The organism is Micromonospora sp. NPDC005171 (assembly GCF_040608575.1).
Classification (GTDB): Bacteria; Actinomycetota; Actinomycetes; order Mycobacteriales; family Micromonosporaceae; genus Micromonospora.
Map to the genome: position 1 here is coordinate 35045 of NZ_JBEXIM010000012.1, position 19601 is coordinate 54645.

The following is a 19601-nucleotide window of genomic DNA, read 5'->3' on the forward strand; positions in this document are numbered from 1 at the left end:
TACCCATGTACTTCACCGACCGTGGCATCGAGGAGCTGGTCGAGCGCCGGGGCGAGGAGCAGGTGACCCTGGAGTGGCTCGGCGAGCGCCTGCGCGACTTCGTCGACCTCAACCCCGACTTCGAAACCCCCATCGAACGCCTGGCCACCTACCTGGCCCGCCTGGACGACCCCGACGACGAAGACGCCTAACCCCCACCCCCGCGCATTGATCATGAAGTTGTCCGCGCGTGTCGTCGGCGTGTCGGGCGACAACTCCATGATCACCGGGGCGAGGGGTCGGGCCCGCAGGGTCGGACGGCCCGGGTGGGGGGCCTCGCGATCTTCTAGGGTGGGGCTGTGGCCCGAAGTGTGTATCTGACGAGCGTGGGGTCCGGCGGGGGTAAGTCGACGATCGCCCTCGGGCTGGCGGAGTTGCTGTCCCGCCAGGTCGGGCACATCGGCGTGTTCCGGCCGTTGGTGTCCGACAGCGGGCAGGACCCGATCCTCGCCCTGCTGAGCGAGCGCTACCGGGTCGAGGTGCCGCTGCCCGAGCTGGCCGGGGCGAGCTACGCCGAGGCCGCGGCACTTGTCGCCGACGGCCGGCGCGAGGAGCTGATCTCCGCCATCGTCGAGCGCTACCGGGCGGTGGAACGGCAGTGCCCGGCGGTGGTCGTGGTGGGCAGCGACTTCGACGACCCGGGCGATCCCGCCCGCCCCCGGGAGCTGGCCTTCAACGCCCGGCTGGCCACCGAGTTCGGCAGCGTGGTGGTGCCGGTGGTGGACGGCTTCGAGCAGGAGCCGGCCGCTGTCGCGGCGGCGATGCGGGGGGCGTACCACGACCTGGCCGACCTGGGCGCGACGGTGCTCGCGGTGATCGCCAACCGGGTCACCGGGCCGATGACGCTGCCCGAGCTGCCGGTCCCCGCGTACGCCATCCCGGAGGTGCCGAGCGTGTCGGCGCCGACGGTGGCCGAGGTGGCGGCGGCGCTCGACGCCACCCTGCTGGCCGGGGACGACGCCGCGCTCGGTCGGGACGTGCTGGACTTCGTGGTCGGCGCGGCGCACGTGCCGACGCTGCTGGGCCACCTCACCGAGGGCGCCCTGGTGATCACCCCTGGGGACCGGGCCGACCTGCTCGTCGCCGCGAGCGCCGCGCACGTGGCTGGGCAGGTGTCGGTGGCCGGGCTGGTGCTCACCCTCGGCGAGCAGCCCGACCCCCGGGTCATGCGGCTGGTGGAAGGGCTCAACACGGGGTTGGCAGTGCTTTCCGTACGCAGCGACAGCTACGACACGGTGGCCGCGTCCAGTCGCATCGAGGGTCGGCCCAGCGCGGCCAATCCCCGCAAGGTGGAGGCCGCGCTCGGCGCATTCGAGCGCTGTGTGGACACCGACGACCTGGCCCGTCGGCTGCGGGTCAGCAGATCAACGCGGGTCACTCCGCTGATGTTCGAGAACGAGCTGATCGACAGGGCCCGCTCGAAGCCCCGGCACCTGGTGCTGCCGGAGGGCAACGACGAGCGGATCCTGCGCGCGGCGGAGATCCTGCTGCGCCGTGGGGTGGCCGAGCTGACGGTGCTCGGCCGGCCGGACGACATCGCCCGGCGCACCCGGGAGCTGGGCATCGACCTCGGCGACGCGCACGTTGTGGACCCGGGCACCAGCGGGTGGCGCGACGACTTCGCCGCCGAGTACGCCCGGCTGCGCGCCCACCGTGGCGTCACCGCCGAGTTGGCGCACGACATCGTGGCGCAGCCCAACTACTTCGGCACCCTGATGGTGGCCACCGGCCGGGCCGACGGCATGGTCTCCGGCGCGACACACACCACCGCCGCGACCATCCGGCCGGCGTTCGAGATCATCCGTACGCTGCCGGACGTCTCGGTGGCCTCCAGCGTCTTCTTCATGCTGCTCGCCGACCGGGTGCTGGTCTACGGCGACTGCGCTGTCAACCGCGACCCGGACGCGGCCCAGCTCGCCGACATCGCGATCTCGTCGGCCGACACCGCCGCCCGGTTCGGCATCGAACCCCGGGTGGCCATGCTGTCGTACTCCACCGGCAGCTCCGGCGCCGGCGCGGACGTGGAGAAGGTCGCCGCGGCCACCGAGCTGGTCCGGGAGCGCCGGCCCGACCTGCTGGTCGAGGGGCCCATCCAGTACGACGCGGCGATCGACCCGGCGGTGGCGGCGACGAAGCTGCCGGGCAGCCAGGTCGCCGGCCACGCCACGGTCTTCATCTTTCCGGACCTGAACACCGGCAACAACACGTACAAGGCGGTGCAGCGCTCCGCCGGGGCGGTCGCCGTCGGCCCGGTCATGCAGGGCCTACGCCGACCGGTGAACGACCTGTCCCGGGGCGCGGGAGTGCCGGACATCGTCAACACCGTGGCGATCACCGCCATCCAGGCGGCCACCGAGGAGGCGTCGTGAGTCGGGTGCTGGTGCTCAACTGCGGGTCGTCGTCGGTGAAGTGGCGCCGCTACGACGGTGACCAGGCACTCGACCACGGCACCGTCGAACGGATCGGTGAGCCCGGCGGCGGCCCGCCGGACCACACCGCTGCGGTCCGGCAGATCCTGGACGGGCTGGACCTGACCGGGCTGGCCGCTGTCGGGCACCGGGTGGTGCACGGTGGCCGGACGTTCAGCGCACCGGTGCTCGTCGACGACGCGGTGCTGGCCGCGATCAGGGACCTGGTGCCGCTCGCCCCGCTGCACAACCCGGCCAACCTGGCCGGCATCGAGGTGGCCCGCGCGGCGCTGCCGGACGTCCCGCAGGTCGCCGTCTTCGACACCGCGTTCCACCACACCCTGCCCGAGGCCGCCGCGACGTACGCGATCGACCGGGAGACCGCGGAGCGGTACGACATCCGCCGGTACGGCTTCCACGGCACCTCGCACGCGTACGTGTCCCGGCGCACGGCCGAACTGCTGGACCGCCCGTACGAGCAGATCAACACGATCACTCTGCACCTGGGCAACGGGGCCAGCGCCTGCGCGGTGGCGAACGGTCGCAGCGTCGCCACCTCGATGGGCATGTCCCCGTTGCAGGGGCTGGTGATGGGCACCCGCAGCGGCGACGTGGACCCGACCGTGATCTTCCACCTGCGCCGGGAGGGCGGGCTGTCGGTGGACGACATCGACGACCTGCTCAACCACCGCAGTGGTCTGCTCGGGCTGACCGGCGTCAACGACATGCGCGAGGTGCTCGAACGCCGGGCCGCCGGTGACCCGGCGGCGGCGCTGGCCTTCGACGTGTACTGCCGGCGGATCACCGAGTACGTCGGGGCGTACTACGCGCTGCTTGGCCGGGTCGACGCGATCACCTTCACCGCAGGGGTCGGCGAGCACGCCGCGCCGGTGCGGGCCGCCGCGCTGGCCGGCCTGGGCCGGCTCGGCATCACGGTGGACGGCGCCCGCAACGACGGCGAGGGCGACCGGTTGATCTCGCCCGAGGGCGCCGAGGTGAGCGTCTGCGTCATCCGCACCGACGAGGAGCGGGAGATCGCCCGGCAGACCCGGGACGTGGTCGGGGCGGCCTGACGCCACCGAGTCGCGCGCACCCCGGGAGGCCCGAGGGTGCGCGCGAGTCGGTGAAGCCTGTTGAGCGGGAAACCAGCCAGTCGACCCGATCAGCCGGTCGCCAGGCTGGGCGACCCGATCAGCCGGTCGCCAGCCAGGCGACGAGTGCCACCAGCACCACGACGACCACTGCCGCACCGATGATGAGCGGCAGCCGGGACGGGGCCTCCGCCGACGCCGCAGCCTCCGGCGTCTGGTTGAAGGCGCGGAACGCCTCGGTGTTGCCGCTGGGGTCCGTGTAGTTCTCAGGCATGTCGGTGACCCTAGCGAAGCTGGTCACGCGGCACCGTCCCCGGCCCACGGCGTCCCCGGGGGTGGACCCGGCCGGCGGAGGCGACCCGACCGGGTGGCGGGTGCACCCGAACCGGACGGCGGGGCCGGTATGCCCGCCCGGGCACCTACCGTGGAACGATGGGGGCTGGCCGGCTGGTGGCCGTACTGGTGACAGCGTTGCTGGCCGGCTGTGCGCCGGCCACGGCCGTAGCGGGCGGGGCGGTGTCGCCGCGTCGGGCGCCCGAGGGGTCGTACGCCGTCGGCGTGCGTACGCTCACCCTCGATCCGCGCTCGGCGCGTCCCCTGCCGGTGACGATCTGGTACCCGGCGTCGACCGGTCAGGTGGCGGCCGGGCGGTTCCCGGTGGTGGTCTACAGCCACGGGCTGGGCAGCCTGCCCGAGCTGCACGCCGGCCTGACCACCCGCTGGGCGGCGGCCGGTTTCGTGGTGGCCGCACCCGCGTACCCGCACACCCGACAGGGCGCCGCTCACTTCACCCGGGCCGACGTACGCCACCAGCCGGCCGACGCCTGGCGGCTGATCCGGTATCTGGGCGGCCTCGACCGGAGCCGGGTCGATCCCCTCGCCGGGCACCTCGACCTGACCTCGGTCGCCGCCGCCGGGCACTCGGCGGGCGGCTTCACCACCTCCGGCATGTTCAGCGAGGGCCATCCGGCCCGGTTGCGCGCCGGGATCGTGATCGCCGGTGGGGGGCTGCCGGGCAGCTTCGCCGGGCCGGCCGCGCCGGTGCTCTTCGTGCACGGCACGGCCGACCCGGTGGTACCGGTGACGGTCGGCCGGGCCGCCTACGCGCGGACCGCCGGGCCGGCCGCTTTCCTCAGCCTGCTCGGTCAGGACCACGGCGCGTACCTCACGCCGGGCCACCCGGGCTTCGCCCCGGTCCTCGCCACCACCACGGACTTCCTGCGCTGGACCCTCTACGGCGACCGGGCCGCCGGTGCCCGCCTCCCCGTCGACGCCCACTCCCCCACCCTGACCCGTTACGAGTCCCGCCCGGCCCACTGACCCTGCCGACGCCGGTACGGTTTCCCTGCGCCACCGGCTGAACGGTGGGTGAGTGGGCCGGCACGCCCCGCCGAACACTGCCGAGCACGCCTGCCGAACAGGGCACAATCGGGTTCATGTCCCGTCGCCTCACTCCCGCACTGATGGCCAGCGCCGTGCTCATGGCCGGTCTGGTCGGCTGCTCAGCGGACGCCCGCCCCAGCCAGAGCGGGCAGGCACCGCCGGTCGAGCCCAACGCCGCCGCCACGCCGACACCACAGGTCCCGGCCGGAAAGGCCCCGCAGCGCGCCTTCGCGGTCGGCGTACGCCAGCTGAAGCTGAACCGGGACGGCCGCGCGCTGCCGACGACGCTCTGGTACCCGGCAGCCGGGCAGTCCGGCGGCGCGGCCAAGCGGTCGGCGACACCGGCCGAGGGCCGGTTCCCGGTGGTGATGTTCAGTCACGGCCTGGGTGGGCGGCCGGACGACTACGCCACGCTGCTGACCCGCTGGGCGGCGGCGGGTTTCGTGGTGGCCGCGCCGACGTTCCCGCACACCTCCAGGGGAGCGGACAACAATGTCCTCGACGTGCTCAACCAGCCCGCCGACGTGTCCTACGCGTTGGATCAGGTGCTGGCGTTGGACGGCAAGGCCGGCGACGCGTTGCGCGGCCGGTTGGACGGCGAGCGGGTGGCCGCAGCCGGGCACTCGGCCGGCGGGGTGACCACCATCGGCCTGTTCACCGCGAGCCGGGACGAGCGGCTGGACGCGGGTGTGGTGTTCGCCGGCACGGCGCTCGGCGTGGGCACCGCGTTCGCCGGTGCGGCCGCGCCGCAGCTGTTCGTGCACGGCGAGTTGGACGAGGTGGTCGAGTACGCGGCGGGCAAGGCCGCGTACGACAAGGTGCCCTGGCCAAAGGCGATGCTGAGCCTGCCCAAGGGCGACCACGGGCGGGCGCTGCTCGGCGACGGCGCGACGCTGCGGGTCGTCTCGGACACGTCGGTCGAGTTCCTGCGCTGGTCGCTCTACGGCGACCCGGGGGCCAAGAAGCGCATCTCCACCGACGCGACGCGCGGCGACATCGCCACCTTCGACGACCACCTCTGAGGCCCCGCACGCGCCACCTGCGCCGAACGCTCCGACCGCTCAAGATCGCGCATTAACCAGGAAATAGTGGCCTCCCACGACGCGGAGGCCACTATTTCCATGATGTTGCGCGATCTTGGGGCGGGGCGGGACGGGGGCGGGGGCGGCCGGGCGGCGCCCCCGGTACGCGTCAGGCGGTGTGGTCGACGACGACCTTGCCGAAGGCGTCGCCGGAGTGCAGTCGGGCGAAGGCGTCCTCGACCCGGCTGAACGGGATGACGCTGTCCACCACCGGGCGCACCTCGTTGTCGGAGCAGAACGCCAGCAGCTCGTACAGCTCGCCGGGGGTGCCCATCGAGCTACCCAGGATCTCCAGCTGCATCGCGAAGACCCGGCGCAGGTTGACTGACGGCTCGTGCCCGGCGGTCGCGCCGGAGACCACGATCCGGGCCATCGGCGCGGCCGACTTCAGCGAGTGGTCGAAGGTGGCCGCGCCAACCGTCTCGATCACCACGTCGACCCGCTCCGGGAGCCGGGCACCGGGCTCCACGGCGATGGCGCCGAGGGCCGAGATCCGGTCACGCTTGACGGCGTCGCGGCTGGTCGCGTACACCCGCTTGCCCATCGCGACGGCGAGCGCGACGGCCGCGGTGGCCACGCCACCGCCCGCGCCCTGGACCAGCACGCTGTCGGCGTCCGCGACGCGGCCCCTGGTGGTCAGCATCCGCCACGCGGTCAACCAGGCCGTGGGCAGGCACGCCGCGTCGGTCGCCGTCATGCCGTCGGGCAGCGGGATCAGATTCGATCGGGGTACGACCACCCGCTCGGCGAGCGTCCCGGAGAAGTGCTCGGAGAGGATGGAGACCCCGCGCGGGTCACCAGGTGTGACGACCACCGGGTACACGACCACCGGGCGCCCCTCCGGGTCCAGCCCGACCGCGTCGCAGCCGAGGATCATCGGCAGCTGGGCCTCGGTGAGGCCCACCCCGCGCAGCGACCAGAGGTCGTGGCGGTTGAGCGAGGTGGCCCGCAACTGCACGGTCACCCAGTCGTCGGCCGGAGGGGTCGGCTCGGGCCGCTCGCCGACGGTGAGCGCGGCGAGCGGGTCGGCGTCGTCGAAACGGGAGGCAAAGGCAGCACGCATGATCGGCACGGTAACAAGCTGAGCGCTCGTTAAGAAGCCGTGCGCACAGGCCGGCGGCGCACGCTGCGCCTGAGCGCCCCCGGCCCATGCCTGTGCACAGGCTGGCTATCGGCGGGCGACGCCGTCGCGGCGGGCGGCTTCGGCGACCGCCTCGGCCACGGCCGGCGCGACGCGCGGGTCGAGCGGGGACGGAACGATCGCGTCGGCGGTCAAGGAATCCGCCACCACGCCGGCGATGGCGTCCGCGGCGGCGACCTTCATCGCCTCGGTGATCCGGGTGGCACCGGCATCCAGCGCGCCGCGGAACACGCCGGGGAAGGCCAGCACGTTGTTGATCTGGTTGGGATAGTCACTGCGCCCGGTGGCGACCACCGCGACGTGCCGGGCGGCCACCTCGGGGTGCACCTCGGGGGTGGGGTTCGCCAGCGCGAACACGATCCCGCCGGGTGCCATCCGGGCCACCGCCGCCTCGGGGATCTGCCCGCCGGAGACCCCGACCAGCACGTCCGCGTCGCGCAGCGCCTCGGTGATGTCGCCCTGCCGGCCGTCGGCGTTGGTGCTCGCCGCCAGCTCGGCCTTGGTGCCGGTCAGCTCGGTGCGGTGCCGGCCGATGATCCCCTTGGAGTCGCAGACCACCACCTGGTCGGGGTTGACGCCCCCGGCGATCAGCATCTTCGTCACCGCCACCCCGGCCGCGCCCGCGCCACTCACCGCCACGCGCAGGTCACCGAGCTTGCGGTCGAGCAGCGTCGCGGCGTTGCGCAGCGCGGCGAGCACCACGATCGCGGTGCCGTGCTGGTCGTCGTGGAAGACCGGGATGTCCAGCGCCTCGTCGAGCCGACGCTCGATCTCGAAGCAGCGCGGCGCGCTGATGTCCTCCAGGTTGATCCCACCGAACGAAGGGGCCAGCGCCCGCACCACCGCGACGATCTCGTCCACGTCCTGGGTGTCCAGGCACACCGGCACCGCGTCCACCCCGGCGAACTGCTTGAAGAGCACCGCCTTGCCCTCCATCACGGGCAGCGCGGCCTGGGGGCCGATGTTGCCCAGCCCGAGCACCGCCGAGCCGTCGGTGACCACAGCGACCGTGTGCGACACCCAGGTGTAGTCGTCCACCAGGGCGGGGTCGGCGGCGATCGCCTCACACACCCGGGCCACCCCCGGGGTGTACGCCAGGGAGAGGTCCTCCCGGCTGGTGAGTGGCACGGTCGAGGTGACGGCCATCTTGCCGCCCCGGTGCAGCAGGAAGACGGGATCAGCGGGGTCCACGGTGGACGAAGACATGGTGGTGACTCCAGGATCTGTCGAGCAGATGTGAGGCGGCCCGCCCCGCCGCGAGGTGGGCGGCGAGCGGTGGCACGCGGTGCGGGGGGTCACCCGGGCACTTTCCGAGCATAGTGTCGGCACCACCCCTCGGATGTGAGCAGGGTCATAACTGGCGACGAGGTACCCGTCCGGGGCGCGGCCAGTAGCGGGCCACCACCCGTCCGCGTACGTCGGCCACCCCGTACGCCCGGGAGTCGTCGGTGATCAGGTCGTTGTCGCCCCGCAGCCACCAGCCGCCGTCCTGCGCACGGACCGCACGCTTCACCACCAGCAGATCGGGCCGGGTCCGGAAGACCGCCACCACCACGTCGCCGGGTCGGATCGGGCGGCCACCGGGGCGCACCAGCACCGCGTCGCCGTGCCGCAGCGTCGGGGCCATGGACGGGCCGGTAACCAGAACGGCGGCCAGTGGCCGCCGCAACCGGGGCACCTCAGCCGGGTGATCGGTGGCCACTGGTTTCACCTCCACCCGGTTCGGGGAGCATTCCCAGGAGTAATGTCGCCTTTGATCATCGCAAACTTCCCATGGAGGAACCTGATGCGACTTCCGCGCATCCTTGCGCCCCGCGTCACCGCGAGCGCTCACTGCGACCTGCCGTGCGGTGTCTACGACCCGGCTCAGGCCCGGATCGAGGCCGAGTCGGTCAAAATGATCTGCGAGAAGTACCAGTCGAACACCGACCCGGAGTTCCGCACCCGGGCCATCATCATCAAGGAGCAGCGCGCCGAGCTGGTCAAGCACCACCTCTGGGTGCTCTGGACCGACTACTTCAAGCCGCCGCACTTCGAGAAGTACCCGAACCTGCACAGCCTGTTCAACGAGGCCACCAAGCTCGCCGGCGCCGGTGGCGTCAAGGGCAGCCTCGACCCGGCCACCGCCGACAAGCTGCTCGCGAAGATCGACGAGATCTCGAAGATCTTCTGGGAGACCAAGAAGGCGTGACCTCACCGGTCATCCCGACGGTCCGGCCGGCACGTCCCGAGGACGTGCCGGCCGTCGTCGCCATGGTGCACGAGCTGGCCGAGTACGAACGCGCCCCCGAGCAGTGCCACCTCACCACCGACCAGCTGACTGCTGCCCTCTTCGCGTCTGCCCCGGCGCTCTTCGGTCATGTCGCGGTGGACGAGCACGACGAGCCGGTCGGCTTCGCGCTGTGGTTCCTCAACTTCTCCACCTGGGCCGGCGTGCACGGCGTCTATCTCGAGGATCTCTACGTCCGGCCGGCCGCCCGGGGCACCGGCGCCGGTCGACTGCTGCTCGCCACGCTCGCCGACATCTGCGTACGACGCGGCTACCAGCGGCTGGAGTGGTGGATGATCGACTGGAACCCGGCCGCCGGCTTCTACGCCTCGATCGGCGCCGAGCAGCTGACCGAGTGGGTTCCCTACCGGCTCAGCGGCGACGCGCTCCGCCAGCTGGCCGACCACGCCACCACCGCCGGCACGCGTACGGACGACTGACCGGGTAGAGTCCCCGACCGGGGGGATGAGGCGTGACTCAACTGACTGGCCAGCCAGCGACCGACGACGACGTGGTGCACCTCACGGTGCCCGCCGACGGCGGTTACCTCGGCGTGCTTCGTACCGCCACCGCCGGTCTCGCGGCCCGGTTGCAGTTCGCGCTCGACGAGATCGAGGATCTGCGGATCGCGGTCGACGAGGCGTGCGCCATGCTGCTGGCCATCGCCACCCGGGACGCCGAGTTGGAGTGCCGCTTCGCGGTCACCGAGGACGCGCTGACCGTCGAGGTGACAGTGCCGACGGTGCGCGGCGCGACCCTGCCCGCCGAGTCGTCCTTCGCCTGGAAGGTGCTCACCGCGCTGACCACCTCGGCGTCCGCCACGTCCGCCGACGGTCGGGCCACGATCGCGCTGCTCACCCGCCGTTCGGGCGGCTACTGACCGGCAGGACGCACCGGCGCGTTCACTCGAAGCCGAGGGCGCGGGTGGTCGGAGGGCAGATCAGCAGCCAGGCCACGCCCAGGCCGAGCGCCATCAGCGGCACTCCCAGCCAACCCAGCCCAGCCTGGATCATGAACCATCCGATCGGCAGCAGCATCAGCTGGAGGACGATCGCGGGGGCCCGTGCGCCCGCCTGACGGCGCAGCAGCGCGCGGCCCAGCGCCCAGAGCGCCACTGCCGCCCCGATGGCGAACACGGTCACCAGCAACGCCGCCAGCAGGTCGGTGCGGGTGGCCGTGAGGTCGGCCCAGACCAGCCAGACGGCGATCAGCCCGACGACGGCCGCCTCTGCCCACAGCAGCCGGACCGCCCAGCGGAGCGTGACGGGGATCGGGTCCGAGTCGATGGTCACGCGCGCCACGATACCCGGGCTGTCGGAAGGTACAGTGCCGCCCATGCGGGCCGTCCTGGTGGTCAATCCGAAGGCCACCACCACCAGCGAACGCAGCCGGGACGTGCTCGTCCGGGCGCTGCGCAGCGAAGTCGATCTCAGCGTGCGCTACACCCGTCGGCGCGGGCACGCCGTGGCGCTGGCCCGGGAGGCAGCTGCGGAGGGGGTCGACCTGGTCGTCACCCTGGGTGGCGACGGCACGGTGAACGAGGTGGTGAACGGCCTGATGACGGCCGAACCGCCGACTCGTGCCGGCGATGCCCCGATGGCCGAGCGACTGCCCGCGCTGGCGACCGTCCCCGGTGGCTCGACAAACGTGTTCGCCCGCGCGGTGGGTCTGCCTCGGGAGTGGCCGGAGGCGACGAGCATGATCCTGGAAGGGCTTCGGCTGGGCCGGAGCCGCACGGTGGGGCTGGGCCTGGCCGACGATCGCTATTTCACCTTCTGCGCCGGGTTCGGCCTGGACGCGGCGGTGATCCACCGGGTGGAGCAGGCCCGGCGGAAGGGGCGAGTGTCGACGCCGTCGCTCTATCTGCGTTCGATCATGAATCAGTACTTCCTCGCCTCGGACCGGCGGCATCCGGCGATCGTCCTGGAGCGTCCGGGCGAGCCGGCGGAGGCCGAGCTGGCCACCGTCATCATCCAGAACACGGCGCCCTGGACCTACCTGGGCGACCGGGAGGTCAACCCGAACCCGGCGGCGTCGTTCGACCTCGGGCTGGATGTGCTGGCGTTGCGTCAGCTCCGGGTGGCTAGCACAACACGGACAGTGACGCAGTTCCTGTCCCGGCAACCGAATCCGCGCGGCCGGCAGGTGTTACGACTCCATGACACGGCGGAGTTCACGCTGGTCTCCAGCCGCCCCCAGGCGTTCCAGCTCGATGGGGACTATCTCGGCGAGCGGGAGAAAGTCAGATTCACCTCCGTTCCGGCCGCACTGAGAGTAATCTGCTAGGTCTCGGGGTACTGCCCTTGGTCGAAGCGGTGGCCACAACCGGCCGACACGGTCGCCGCCACACCGAGGGCAGGTGCCGGAAATGTCAGCAATGTCACGCGGACTGTACTATATTGATCCTCGACTGTGGCACGGCGGGTAACCAGGAAAGCGCTGGTATCCGGACAAATGGGTTGTGGTCTTGCTCACCGCCCGGAGTTTTTCCGAGCGTCACCCTTGACATCACGACTGTTCGTGAAAGTATTCACAAGCGAACTTGAGTTACCGGGACAGTGCCTGGATATGCTCGTCAGGTTGAGCTGTTCCAGCAGGTCCCCGGCACCAACTGCCTGCTCACGCACTGCCGAATGGACGGACGCTAACTGTCACCATCGGCACGCGGATGCATATAGGAAAAGCACGACCAAGCAATTGTTGCCACCCATCCAGAATGAGGAGTGTTGCCGCCATGGACTGGCGTCACCATAGTGTCTGCCGTGACGAGGACCCGGAGCTGTTCTTCCCGATCGGGACGTCCGGTCCGGCTCTCCTGCAGGTCGAGCAGGCCAAGGCCGTCTGCAGGCGCTGCTCCGTGACCGACCAGTGCCTGCAGTGGGCACTCGAGTCAGGTCAGGACGCTGGCGTCTGGGGCGGAATGAGCGAGGAGGAGCGGCGCGCCGTCAAGCGGCGCGGCGGTCTCCGGGTGCTGCGCGCTCACTCCGCCTGATCCCCAACGACACGCTGTACGCCCCGGTGGGTTCGCCCGCCGGGGCGTTCCGCTGTCCGGCACCGGATCACCCTGCCGGCACGGGTCAGCCCGTCGACGCCAGCACGGGCCGGTCGTCGACCCGACGCAGCACCAACTCCACCAACTCCGGCGCGTCGGTCAACGGCGCGGCGACCGCCACCGCGCCCGCCGTCACGGCCGCCTGGGTCACCGCGTCGTGGAACAGCCCCGGTGCCAGGAAGTACGCGGCCACCGCGACCCGGCGCGCGCCGGACGCCCGTAGCCGGGACACCGCCACGCCGGCCGCCGGTGGGGCCGCCGACGCGTACGCCACCCGGCAGGGCACCCCGAACTCCACGCCGAGCGCGTCCGCGACCCGGCCCACCGAGCGCCGCGCTCGGGCGTCCCGGGTGCCCGCCGCGGCCAGCACCAACGCGTCGAATCGGCCCGGACGCGTCTCACCCAGCCGACGGCACAGCCCGGCCAACAGCCCCGGATCGGTCGTGTCGTCCGCCGGGCCGAGCACATCGGTGACCCGTACCGTCAGCGGTGGCCCGGACCGCGCCGCCGCGGCGACCGCCGCCGGAATGTCCACCCGATGGTGGTAGGCGGCGGTCAGCAGCAGCGGCACCAGCACCGCCCGGCGGTGACCGGCCACGGCGAGGTCGCGCAGCACCTCGGTCGGCCCCGGGTCGGTGTGGTCCAGCCAGCTCGCAAACACCGGGGTGCCCGGCCGGGCCGCCGACACCGCCCGGGCCAGCGCCCGGGTGGCATCGGCCGCCCGTGGGTCACGGCTGCCGTGCGCGACCAGCACCACCGGGTCCGCCCCGTCGGCCACACCGGGGCCGGTCAGGGTCGTCCCCGGGGAGGTCAGACGTGCAGCCCGCACTCGGTCTTCTCGAACATGGCCCACCGGCCGGCCCGCGCGTCCTCGCCGGCCTTCGTACGGCGGGTGCACGGCCAGCAGCCGATCGACCCGTAACCCTGCTTGAACAGCTCGTTGACCGGCACGTTGAAGCGGGCGATGTAGGCGTCCACATCCTTCTGCGACCACGCCGCGATCGGGTTGACCTTGACCTTGCCGCGTCGCGCGTCGAAGGTCACCACCGGCGTGTTGGCGCGGGTCGGCGACTCGTCCCGACGGAGACCGGCGGCCCAGGCGTCGTACCCGGACAGCGCCCGCTCCAGCGGCTCCACCTTGCGCAACTGGCAGCAGTCGTCCGGCGACTTGTTGAACAGTCGTGGGCCGTACTGGCCGTCCTGCTGCCCCACGGTGAGCCGCGGCCGGATCGACCGGACGTTCACCGGGAGCGTCCGGGCCACCTCGTCGCGTACCCGCAGCGTCTCGGGGAAATGCAGGCCGGTGTCGAGGAAGACCACGTCGACTCCCGGAGCCACCCGGGACACCAGGTGCGCCAGCACCGCGTCGGCCATCGAGCTGGTGACGCAGAACCGGTCGCCGAAGGTCTGCGTCGCCCACCGGGCGATCTCCAGCGCCGGGGCGCCCTCCAGGTCCCGGGCGGCCTCCTCGGCCAGCGTGCGCAGCTCGTCCGGGCCGCGCCGGGACGGGTCGACAGGCGTCGGACCGCCCGGGCCGACCAGGCCCAGGCCGGCGGCGGACACCAGGCTCATCGGGTCACCGCCCGCGACAGCAGCCCGGTGAACTTCACCGAGAAGACCCGGGTGCAGGCGTGGCACTCCCAGGCGCCGTGCCCCGCCTCGTGCGGCCGTAGGTCCTCCTCGCCGCAGTACGGGCAGTACAGAGGTGCCGCTCGGTTCTCGCTGCTCACCGCAGTTCCTCCTCGTCGACTCTGATCACCCAGTTGGCGAACGTCTCGCCCTCGCTCCGACCGGCCAGGTAGCGACGGGCCAGCCGTTCCACGTACTCCGGAAGCTCCTCGGCGGTGGTCTTCAGGCCGCGCAGCTTGCGGCCGAAACCGGCGGTCTGTCCCTGGGCCATGCCCAGCCCGCCGCCCAGGTGCACCTGGAAACCCTCGACCTGTCGGCCGTCCGGGCCGACCACCAGTTGACCCTTGAGCCCGATGTCGGCCACCTGGGTGCGTGCGCAGGCGTTCGGGCAGCCGTTGATGTGGATGGAGATGTCCGCGTCGAAGTCGCGCAGCCGCTGCTCCAGCCGGGCCACCAACTCCTCGCCGCGGGCCTTCGTCTCGACGATGGCGAGCTTGCAGTACTCGATGCCGGTGCACGCCATCGTGCCGCGCCGCCAGGCCGACGGCCGGGCCTCCAGACCGATCCCGCGCAGCGCGTCGACAAGCGACTCCGTCCGCTCCGACGGCACGTCGAGCACCAGAAGCTTCTGGTACGGGGTGAGCCGCACCCGGTCGCTGCCGTGCGCCTCGACCACGTCGGCCAGCTGGCTGAGCTGTGCGCCGGAGACCCGCCCGACCACCGGAGCGGCGCCGACGTAGTGCCGCCCGTCGGCCTGCTCGTGCACGCCCACGTGGTCGATCGGCTTCGCCGGCAGCTCCGGGGCGGGGCCGTCGAGCAGCGTACGGCCCAGGTACTCCTTCTCCAGGACCTCCCGGAAACGCTCCACGCCCCAGTCGGCCACCAGGAACTTCAGCCGGGCCCGGTTACGCAGCCGGCGGTAGCCGTAGTCGCGGAAGATCCCGACCACGCCGGCCCACACGTCGGGGATTTCGGCCAGCGGCACCCAGACACCGAGCCGCTGGGCGAGCATCGGGTTGGTGGAGAGCCCGCCACCGACCCAGAGGTCGAAGCCGGGGCCGTGCTCGGGGTGGTCGACGCCGAGGAGGGCGATGTCGTTCGACTCGTACGGGGTGTCGACCAGCCAGGAGATGGACGTCTTGAACTTGCGGGGCAGGTTGGAGTACTGCTTGTCCCCGACGTAGCGGGAGACGATCTCGTCGATCGCCGGGGTCGGGTCGAGCAGCTCGTCGCGGGCCACCCCGGCGACCGGGCTGCCCAGCACGATCCGCGGGCAGTCGCCGCACGCCTCGGTGGTCTGCAGGCCGACCGACTCCAGCCGACGCCAGATCTCCGGCATGTCCTCGACCCGGATCCAGTGGTACTGGATGTTCTGCCGGTCGGTGATGTCGGCGGTGTCCCGCGCGAACTCCCGGGAGATGTCCGCGATCACCCGCAGCTGGGCCAGGCTGAGCTGGCCGCCGTCGATGCGGACGCGGAGCATGAAGAACTCGTCCTCGAGCTCGTGCGGCTCCAGCACGGCGGTGCGCCCGCCGTCGATGCCCGCCTTGCGCTGGGTGTAGAGGCCCCACCAGCGGAACCGGCCCCGCAGGTCCTGCGGGTCGATGGAGGCGAAGCCTCGGTGGGCGTAGATGGTTTCGATTCGAGCCCGCACGTTGAGCGGGTCGTCGTCCTTCTTGATCCGCTCGTTGGGGTTGAGCGGCTCGCGGTGGCCGAGCGCCCACTGACCCTCACCCCGTGGCCGGCGCGGAGCTCGGGTCGGGCGAGCCGTCGGGTCCTCGGAACGGGCCGGGATGCTGCTGACCGCCATCGCGGCGTCCTCCGTTGTCTGCTGTGCCTCTGGGTACGCGGGGCGCGGCGGCCGGCCCGGCGAAGCGGGCGGGACAACGGTGTCTTCAGACAGCCGGCGCGGAGCGCGCCCGAGACAGATTGGTCGGGCGTCGTCAGTAGGCCGGACAGATCGCGCTGCGCACGCGGCCGTAATCGACGTGGCGACGTGCCACGAAGCGGCGGACGACTGCGGCGGTCATGGGCTCATGCTGCCACACCCCATGGGGGCCGGCCAATGTCCGCGTGCTGGATCCCACATCACGGGCCGGAGGTCAGCCGACCAGTTGGTCACCAAGGACAGTTCGGGCAGAACGCACCGCCGGCCCCCGCTCGCGACGGGCGTGCTGACCGGTCGGTACGAACCCGGTCACCCCCTGCTGCCGGCTGACGCCCCTGCAGGGGGTGGCCGTGGCAGGCTCGAACCGTGGGGCAATTGTCCGAGATGTCGGCCGGGACGGCGTGGGAGCACCTGCGTCGACTGCCGGTCTGGCTCCTCCCGGCACTGTTGACACTGGCGGTGACAGTGACCGGGCTGGGCTCGGCCCAGCTCTGGCGCGACGAGTTGGCGACGTGGAGCGCGGCCACCCGGTCGCCCGGCGACCTGGCCCGGCTGGCCGGCACCATCGACGCGGCCACCGGGCCGTACTACCTGCTGATGCACGGCTGGACCAGGCTCTTCGGCGACTCCACGATCGCCCTGCGCGTGCCTGCCGTGCTGGCGATGACCGTGGCCGCCGGGCTGCTGGCCGTGCTCGGGGCGCGGCTCGTCGACCGGCGCGCCGGCCTCTTCGCCGGGCTGCTGTTCGCCGTGCTTCCCGGCACCTCCCGGTACGGGCAGGAGGCTCGGCCGTACGCGCTGGCCACCATGTTCGCCGTGCTCGCCACCCTGCTGCTGGTGACCGCGCTGCGTCGACCGAGCTGGCCCCGCTGGGCCGGTTACGCCGCCGCTGTCGCCGCCCTCGGGCTCTTCCACCTGATCGCGCTCACACTGCTCGCCGCCCACGCGCTGGTGGTCCTCATCGCCTGGTGGCGGGGCCCGGCCCCGGCCGGCATCGCCACCCCGGCGCACCTCGACGCCGAGCGGGACCGGCGGGTGTGGCGGTGGCTGGTCGCCGTGGTGCCGGTCGCGCTGCTGGCCGGCCCGCTGCTGGTGAAGGCCCGGACCCAGCAGTCCCGGCAGTTGAACTGGGTCCACCTGGCCCGGCTGGACGACCTGGCCGCACTGCCCGGTGGCGTCGCGCAGAGCGGTGTGGTCGGTGGCCTGCTGGTCGGGGTCGCCGCGCTGGGCGCGGCCCGACTCGGGCGACGCGCCCTGCTGCCGGTCGGCGCGGTGCTGCTGCCCGTGCTGCTGCTCTTCGCCGCCGGCACTGTCGTACCCCTGTGGGTGCCCCGGTACCTGGTCTTCGTGGTGCCCTTCGCGTGTCTGCTGGCGGGCGCGGCGCTGGCCGCCGTGGCCGCACCGGCCGCGCTCGTCGTGGTGGTGCTGGCCGGGCTGCTCGGCCTACCCGACCAGGCCGCGCTGCGACGGACCCACGAGTGGCCACGCAGCGCGCCGGTGGACTACGCGGGTGCGGCCCAGGTGATCGGCGACGGTCAACGCCCGGGGGACGCGGTGGTCTATTCGCCCCGGCACAGCTGGCTTTTCCTCGACCTCGGCATCGAATATCATCTCCGCAACCCGCCTCGCGACGTGCTGGTCACCGAGGACGAAGTCCGCCGTGGCGACCTGTGGGCCGCCGAGTGCCCCCAGCCAGCACAGTGCCTGGCCGGTACGACACGGGTCTGGCTCGTCGTCTCCGGCCGGCATGCCGCGCCGCTGGCCGCCGTGCCCGGCGCCAAGGGCGACGCTCTGCGCACGGACTTCACAGTCACCCAGGTCTGGCATCGCCCCGGCCTCACCGTCGCGCTGCTCACCCACCGTCCCGACCGCTGACCCACCGCCTGAGCCCGGTCGCCGCGTCGGGCCGGTGCCGCCCAGGGTCCGGGTGCGGCTCGGGCCCGGCGTTACCGCTTTGCCCGAAAGCGACTTCGGCCGCAGCGCGTCGAACGGCGGCCGGCACACCGGCGCGGGGGTCAGGCCTGCGAGCGGCCGTCGTGGGCGTTGCGGGCCAGCGGAACGACCAACATGGCCTCGGTGCCACCGTTGGCGCCGGCGCGCAGTTCGATGGTGCCGCGCAGCTCCCCGGTGATCAGGGCTCGAACGATCTGGAGACCGAGCCGGCTGCCGCGTTCGGCGTCGAAGTCCGGGGGTAGGCCGCGCCCGTTGTCGGTCACCGAGACGTGCAGCATCTTGCGAAACCGGTGCGCCGAGACCACCACCTCGGGTCGCAGTGCCGGGTCGACCTCGGGTGCGGCGACCGGGACCATGCCGGAAGCCGCGGGTACCGGCGCCTCCTCCGCCTCGTCGGCCGGCGGGAAGCCGTGCTCGACGGCGTTGAGCAGCAACTCGTTGAGGACCATCACCAGCGAGGTGGCGATCTCGGCCGGCAGTACGCCGAAGCTGCCCCGCCGCCGCATGCCGACGCTCACCTCGGTCGCCGCGACCTCGGTCGCCGCGCTGGCCACCCGGTCGACGATGCCGTCGAACTCCACCGCCTCGTCACTGGACATGGAGAGCGTTTCGTGCACCAGGGCGATCGAGGCGACCCGACGGACCGACTCCTCCAGCGCGACCCGGGCCTCCGGCATGGACACCCGGCGGGCCTGCAACCGCAGCAGCGCGGCCACGGTCTGAAGATTGTTCTTCACCCGGTGGTGGATCTCCCGGATGGTGGCGTCCTTGGTGATCAGCGCCCGATCCCGGCGGCGGACCTCGGTGATGTCCCGGACCAGCACCAGCGCTCCGATCGGCACCCCGGCCGGCATCAGCGGCAGCGCCCGGGTGAGCATCGTGGCACCTCGTGCGTCGATCTCCCGGCGGGGTGGCGCCTCACCGCGCAGCGCGGCCAGGATCCCGTTCGAGGCCTCGGTGCCGTCCAGCGGATCACCGGCCAGCCGGCGGTGCAGCCCGGCCAGGTCTTCCCCCACCAGGTGCGAGGCGTAGCCGAGCCGGCGGTACGCGGACTGCGCGTTCGGGCTGGCGTAGGTGACCTTTCCGCCGGCGTCGAGCCGGACCAGGCCGTCGCCGACCCGGGGGGCCGAGGTGGTCTCGCCCGGATGCCTCGGCGGCGGGAAGGTGCCGTCCGCGATCATCTGCGCCAGGTCGTCGGCGGTGGTGAGGTAGTTGAGCTCCAGCTGGCTGGGCGTACGCGCGGTGGAGAGGTTGGTGTCCCGTCCGACCACCGCGATCACCTCGCCGGCCTCCCCCTCGGCGGTACGCAGCCGGACGGGGATCGCCTCGTGCCGGGCCGGCACGTCGCCGTACCAGACCGGGTCGCCCTCGCGCCAGATCCGACCCTGGGAGTACGCCACCCCCAGGTGGGCCACCTCCGACCCGCCGACGATCCGACCCACCTGGTCGTCCTGGTAGGCGGTCGGCGCGGTGGTCGGACGGACCTGGGCGACGCAGAGGAACGTGCCGTCGGCGTCGACCGGCACCCAGAGCAGCAGGTCAGCGAAGGACAGATCGGAGAGCAGCTGCCAGTCGCCGGCGATCCGGTGCAGGTGGTCGATGTCGGCCGGACGGAGATGGGTGTGCTCCTCGGCGAGGTCGCGCAGCGTGGACACGGTGACCAGGG

The 19601-nt window shown here is 72.4% G+C and carries 21 protein-coding genes; 11 read left to right on the forward strand and 10 right to left on the reverse strand.

Translation table 11 applies throughout. The annotated features are described in order from the left end of the window. Positions 1-5: 5 nt before the first annotated feature. The 3 genes from ABZU74_RS17170 (at position 6) to ABZU74_RS17180 (ending at position 3520) form a co-directional block, all read left to right on the forward strand. Entirely contained in the window at positions 6-191 is a 186-nt protein-coding gene (locus tag ABZU74_RS17170; RefSeq protein WP_030490374.1) for a DUF6104 family protein, read from the forward strand. 147 nt (positions 192-338) lie between these two features. Continuing rightward, entirely contained in the window at positions 339-2408 is a 2070-nt protein-coding gene (gene pta / locus ABZU74_RS17175; RefSeq protein ID WP_355424331.1) for a phosphate acetyltransferase, read from the forward strand. Continuing rightward, on the forward strand, positions 2405-3520 hold the full coding sequence (locus ABZU74_RS17180) for an acetate kinase (protein WP_355424334.1): 1116 nt from the start codon (positions 2405-2407) through the stop codon (positions 3518-3520). Before pta ends, ABZU74_RS17180 begins: the two co-directional genes overlap by 4 nt. Positions 3521-3638: 118 nt before the next feature. On the opposite strand, the gene ABZU74_RS17185 is transcribed toward ABZU74_RS17180, so the two are convergent. Then, on the reverse strand, positions 3639-3812 hold the full coding sequence (locus ABZU74_RS17185; protein WP_355424337.1) for a hypothetical protein: 174 nt from the start codon (positions 3810-3812) through the stop codon (positions 3639-3641). A 158-nt stretch (positions 3813-3970) separates the two neighbouring features. On the opposite strand from ABZU74_RS17185, the gene ABZU74_RS17190 reads away from it, so the two are divergent. Both ABZU74_RS17190 and ABZU74_RS17195 read left to right on the forward strand, forming a co-directional pair. After that, positions 3971-4858, forward strand: coding sequence for an alpha/beta hydrolase (locus ABZU74_RS17190; RefSeq protein WP_355424339.1), 888 nt, complete (start codon positions 3971-3973; stop codon positions 4856-4858). A 116-nt stretch (positions 4859-4974) separates the two neighbouring features. Continuing rightward, positions 4975-5943 carry a dienelactone hydrolase family protein gene (locus ABZU74_RS17195; RefSeq protein ID WP_355424342.1) on the forward strand — a complete coding sequence of 323 codons (969 nt, stop codon included), beginning with the start codon at positions 4975-4977 and terminating at the stop codon, positions 5941-5943. 169 nt (positions 5944-6112) lie between these two features. Here the strand turns inward: ABZU74_RS17195 and ABZU74_RS17200 are convergent, their stop codons facing one another. The 3 genes from ABZU74_RS17200 to ABZU74_RS17210 form a co-directional block, all read right to left on the reverse strand. After that, on the reverse strand, positions 6113-7075 hold the full coding sequence (locus tag ABZU74_RS17200; protein ID WP_355424345.1) for a zinc-binding dehydrogenase: 963 nt from the start codon (positions 7073-7075) through the stop codon (positions 6113-6115). Between the two features lie 96 nt (positions 7076-7171). Further along, the gene (locus ABZU74_RS17205; protein WP_355424347.1) at positions 7172-8350 is read right to left on the reverse strand and encodes an NADP-dependent malic enzyme; all 1179 of its coding nucleotides are present in this window, start codon (positions 8348-8350) and stop codon (positions 7172-7174) included. Positions 8351-8495: 145 nt separating this feature from the next. Then, positions 8496-8846 carry a S26 family signal peptidase gene (locus ABZU74_RS17210; protein ID WP_355424350.1) on the reverse strand — a complete coding sequence of 117 codons (351 nt, stop codon included), beginning with the start codon at positions 8844-8846 and terminating at the stop codon, positions 8496-8498. Between the two features lie 84 nt (positions 8847-8930). On the opposite strand from ABZU74_RS17210, the gene sodN reads away from it, so the two are divergent. The 3 genes from sodN to ABZU74_RS17225 are packed head-to-tail and all read left to right on the forward strand — an operon-like array spanning position 8931 to position 10293. After that, on the forward strand, positions 8931-9335 hold the full coding sequence (sodN, locus tag ABZU74_RS17215) for a superoxide dismutase, Ni (RefSeq protein ID WP_030336684.1): 405 nt from the start codon (positions 8931-8933) through the stop codon (positions 9333-9335). Beyond that, positions 9332-9853: a GNAT family N-acetyltransferase gene (locus ABZU74_RS17220; protein ID WP_355424353.1), complete on the forward strand. Its 522-nt coding sequence runs from the start codon at positions 9332-9334 to the stop codon at positions 9851-9853. Before sodN ends, ABZU74_RS17220 begins: the two co-directional genes overlap by 4 nt. A gap of 32 nt (positions 9854-9885) precedes the next feature. Further along, positions 9886-10293 carry an ATP-binding protein gene (locus ABZU74_RS17225; protein ID WP_030336681.1) on the forward strand — a complete coding sequence of 136 codons (408 nt, stop codon included), beginning with the start codon at positions 9886-9888 and terminating at the stop codon, positions 10291-10293. Positions 10294-10315: 22 nt separating this feature from the next. On the opposite strand, the gene ABZU74_RS17230 is transcribed toward ABZU74_RS17225, so the two are convergent. Then, positions 10316-10705, reverse strand: coding sequence for a hypothetical protein (locus tag ABZU74_RS17230; protein WP_124853891.1), 390 nt, complete (start codon positions 10703-10705; stop codon positions 10316-10318). 43 nt (positions 10706-10748) lie between these two features. Here ABZU74_RS17230 and ABZU74_RS17235 point away from each other — a divergent pair, with 43 nt between their 5' ends. Together ABZU74_RS17235 and ABZU74_RS17240 are read left to right on the forward strand one after the other, a co-directional pair. Next, entirely contained in the window at positions 10749-11699 is a 951-nt protein-coding gene (locus ABZU74_RS17235; protein WP_196919592.1) for a diacylglycerol kinase family protein, read from the forward strand. Positions 11700-12147: 448 nt separating this feature from the next. After that, complete coding sequence (locus ABZU74_RS17240; RefSeq protein ID WP_088950012.1) at positions 12148-12405, forward strand: WhiB family transcriptional regulator; 258 nt, start codon at positions 12148-12150, stop codon at positions 12403-12405. Between the two features lie 85 nt (positions 12406-12490). Here the strand turns inward: ABZU74_RS17240 and ABZU74_RS17245 are convergent, their stop codons facing one another. Genes ABZU74_RS17245 through ABZU74_RS17260 form a run of 4 tightly spaced genes read right to left on the reverse strand, consistent with a single transcriptional unit; the run spans position 12491 to position 15904 of the window. After that, complete coding sequence (locus tag ABZU74_RS17245; protein ID WP_355424629.1) at positions 12491-13258, reverse strand: CbiX/SirB N-terminal domain-containing protein; 768 nt, start codon at positions 13256-13258, stop codon at positions 12491-12493. 17 nt (positions 13259-13275) lie between these two features. Then, positions 13276-14037, reverse strand: a complete 762-nt coding sequence (locus tag ABZU74_RS17250) for a phosphoadenylyl-sulfate reductase (RefSeq protein ID WP_355424357.1) — start codon at positions 14035-14037, stop codon at positions 13276-13278. Beyond that, positions 14034-14195: a hypothetical protein gene (locus tag ABZU74_RS17255; protein WP_167393614.1), complete on the reverse strand. Its 162-nt coding sequence runs from the start codon at positions 14193-14195 to the stop codon at positions 14034-14036. The genes ABZU74_RS17250 and ABZU74_RS17255 overlap by 4 nt, the downstream gene beginning before the upstream one ends. Beyond that, positions 14192-15904, reverse strand: coding sequence for a nitrite/sulfite reductase (locus tag ABZU74_RS17260; RefSeq protein WP_355424360.1), 1713 nt, complete (start codon positions 15902-15904; stop codon positions 14192-14194). The genes ABZU74_RS17255 and ABZU74_RS17260 overlap by 4 nt, the downstream gene beginning before the upstream one ends. Positions 15905-16366: 462 nt before the next feature. Here ABZU74_RS17260 and ABZU74_RS17265 point away from each other — a divergent pair, with 462 nt between their 5' ends. Further along, on the forward strand, positions 16367-17857 hold the full coding sequence (locus ABZU74_RS17265; protein WP_355424632.1) for a glycosyltransferase family 39 protein: 1491 nt from the start codon (positions 16367-16369) through the stop codon (positions 17855-17857). A 140-nt stretch (positions 17858-17997) separates the two neighbouring features. Here ABZU74_RS17265 and ABZU74_RS17270 read toward each other — a convergent pair whose 3' ends face one another. Next, positions 17998-19590 (reverse strand): histidine kinase N-terminal domain-containing protein, encoded by a 1593-nt coding sequence (locus ABZU74_RS17270; protein WP_355424363.1) that lies wholly within the window; start codon positions 19588-19590, stop codon positions 17998-18000. Positions 19591-19601 lie beyond the last annotated feature (11 nt).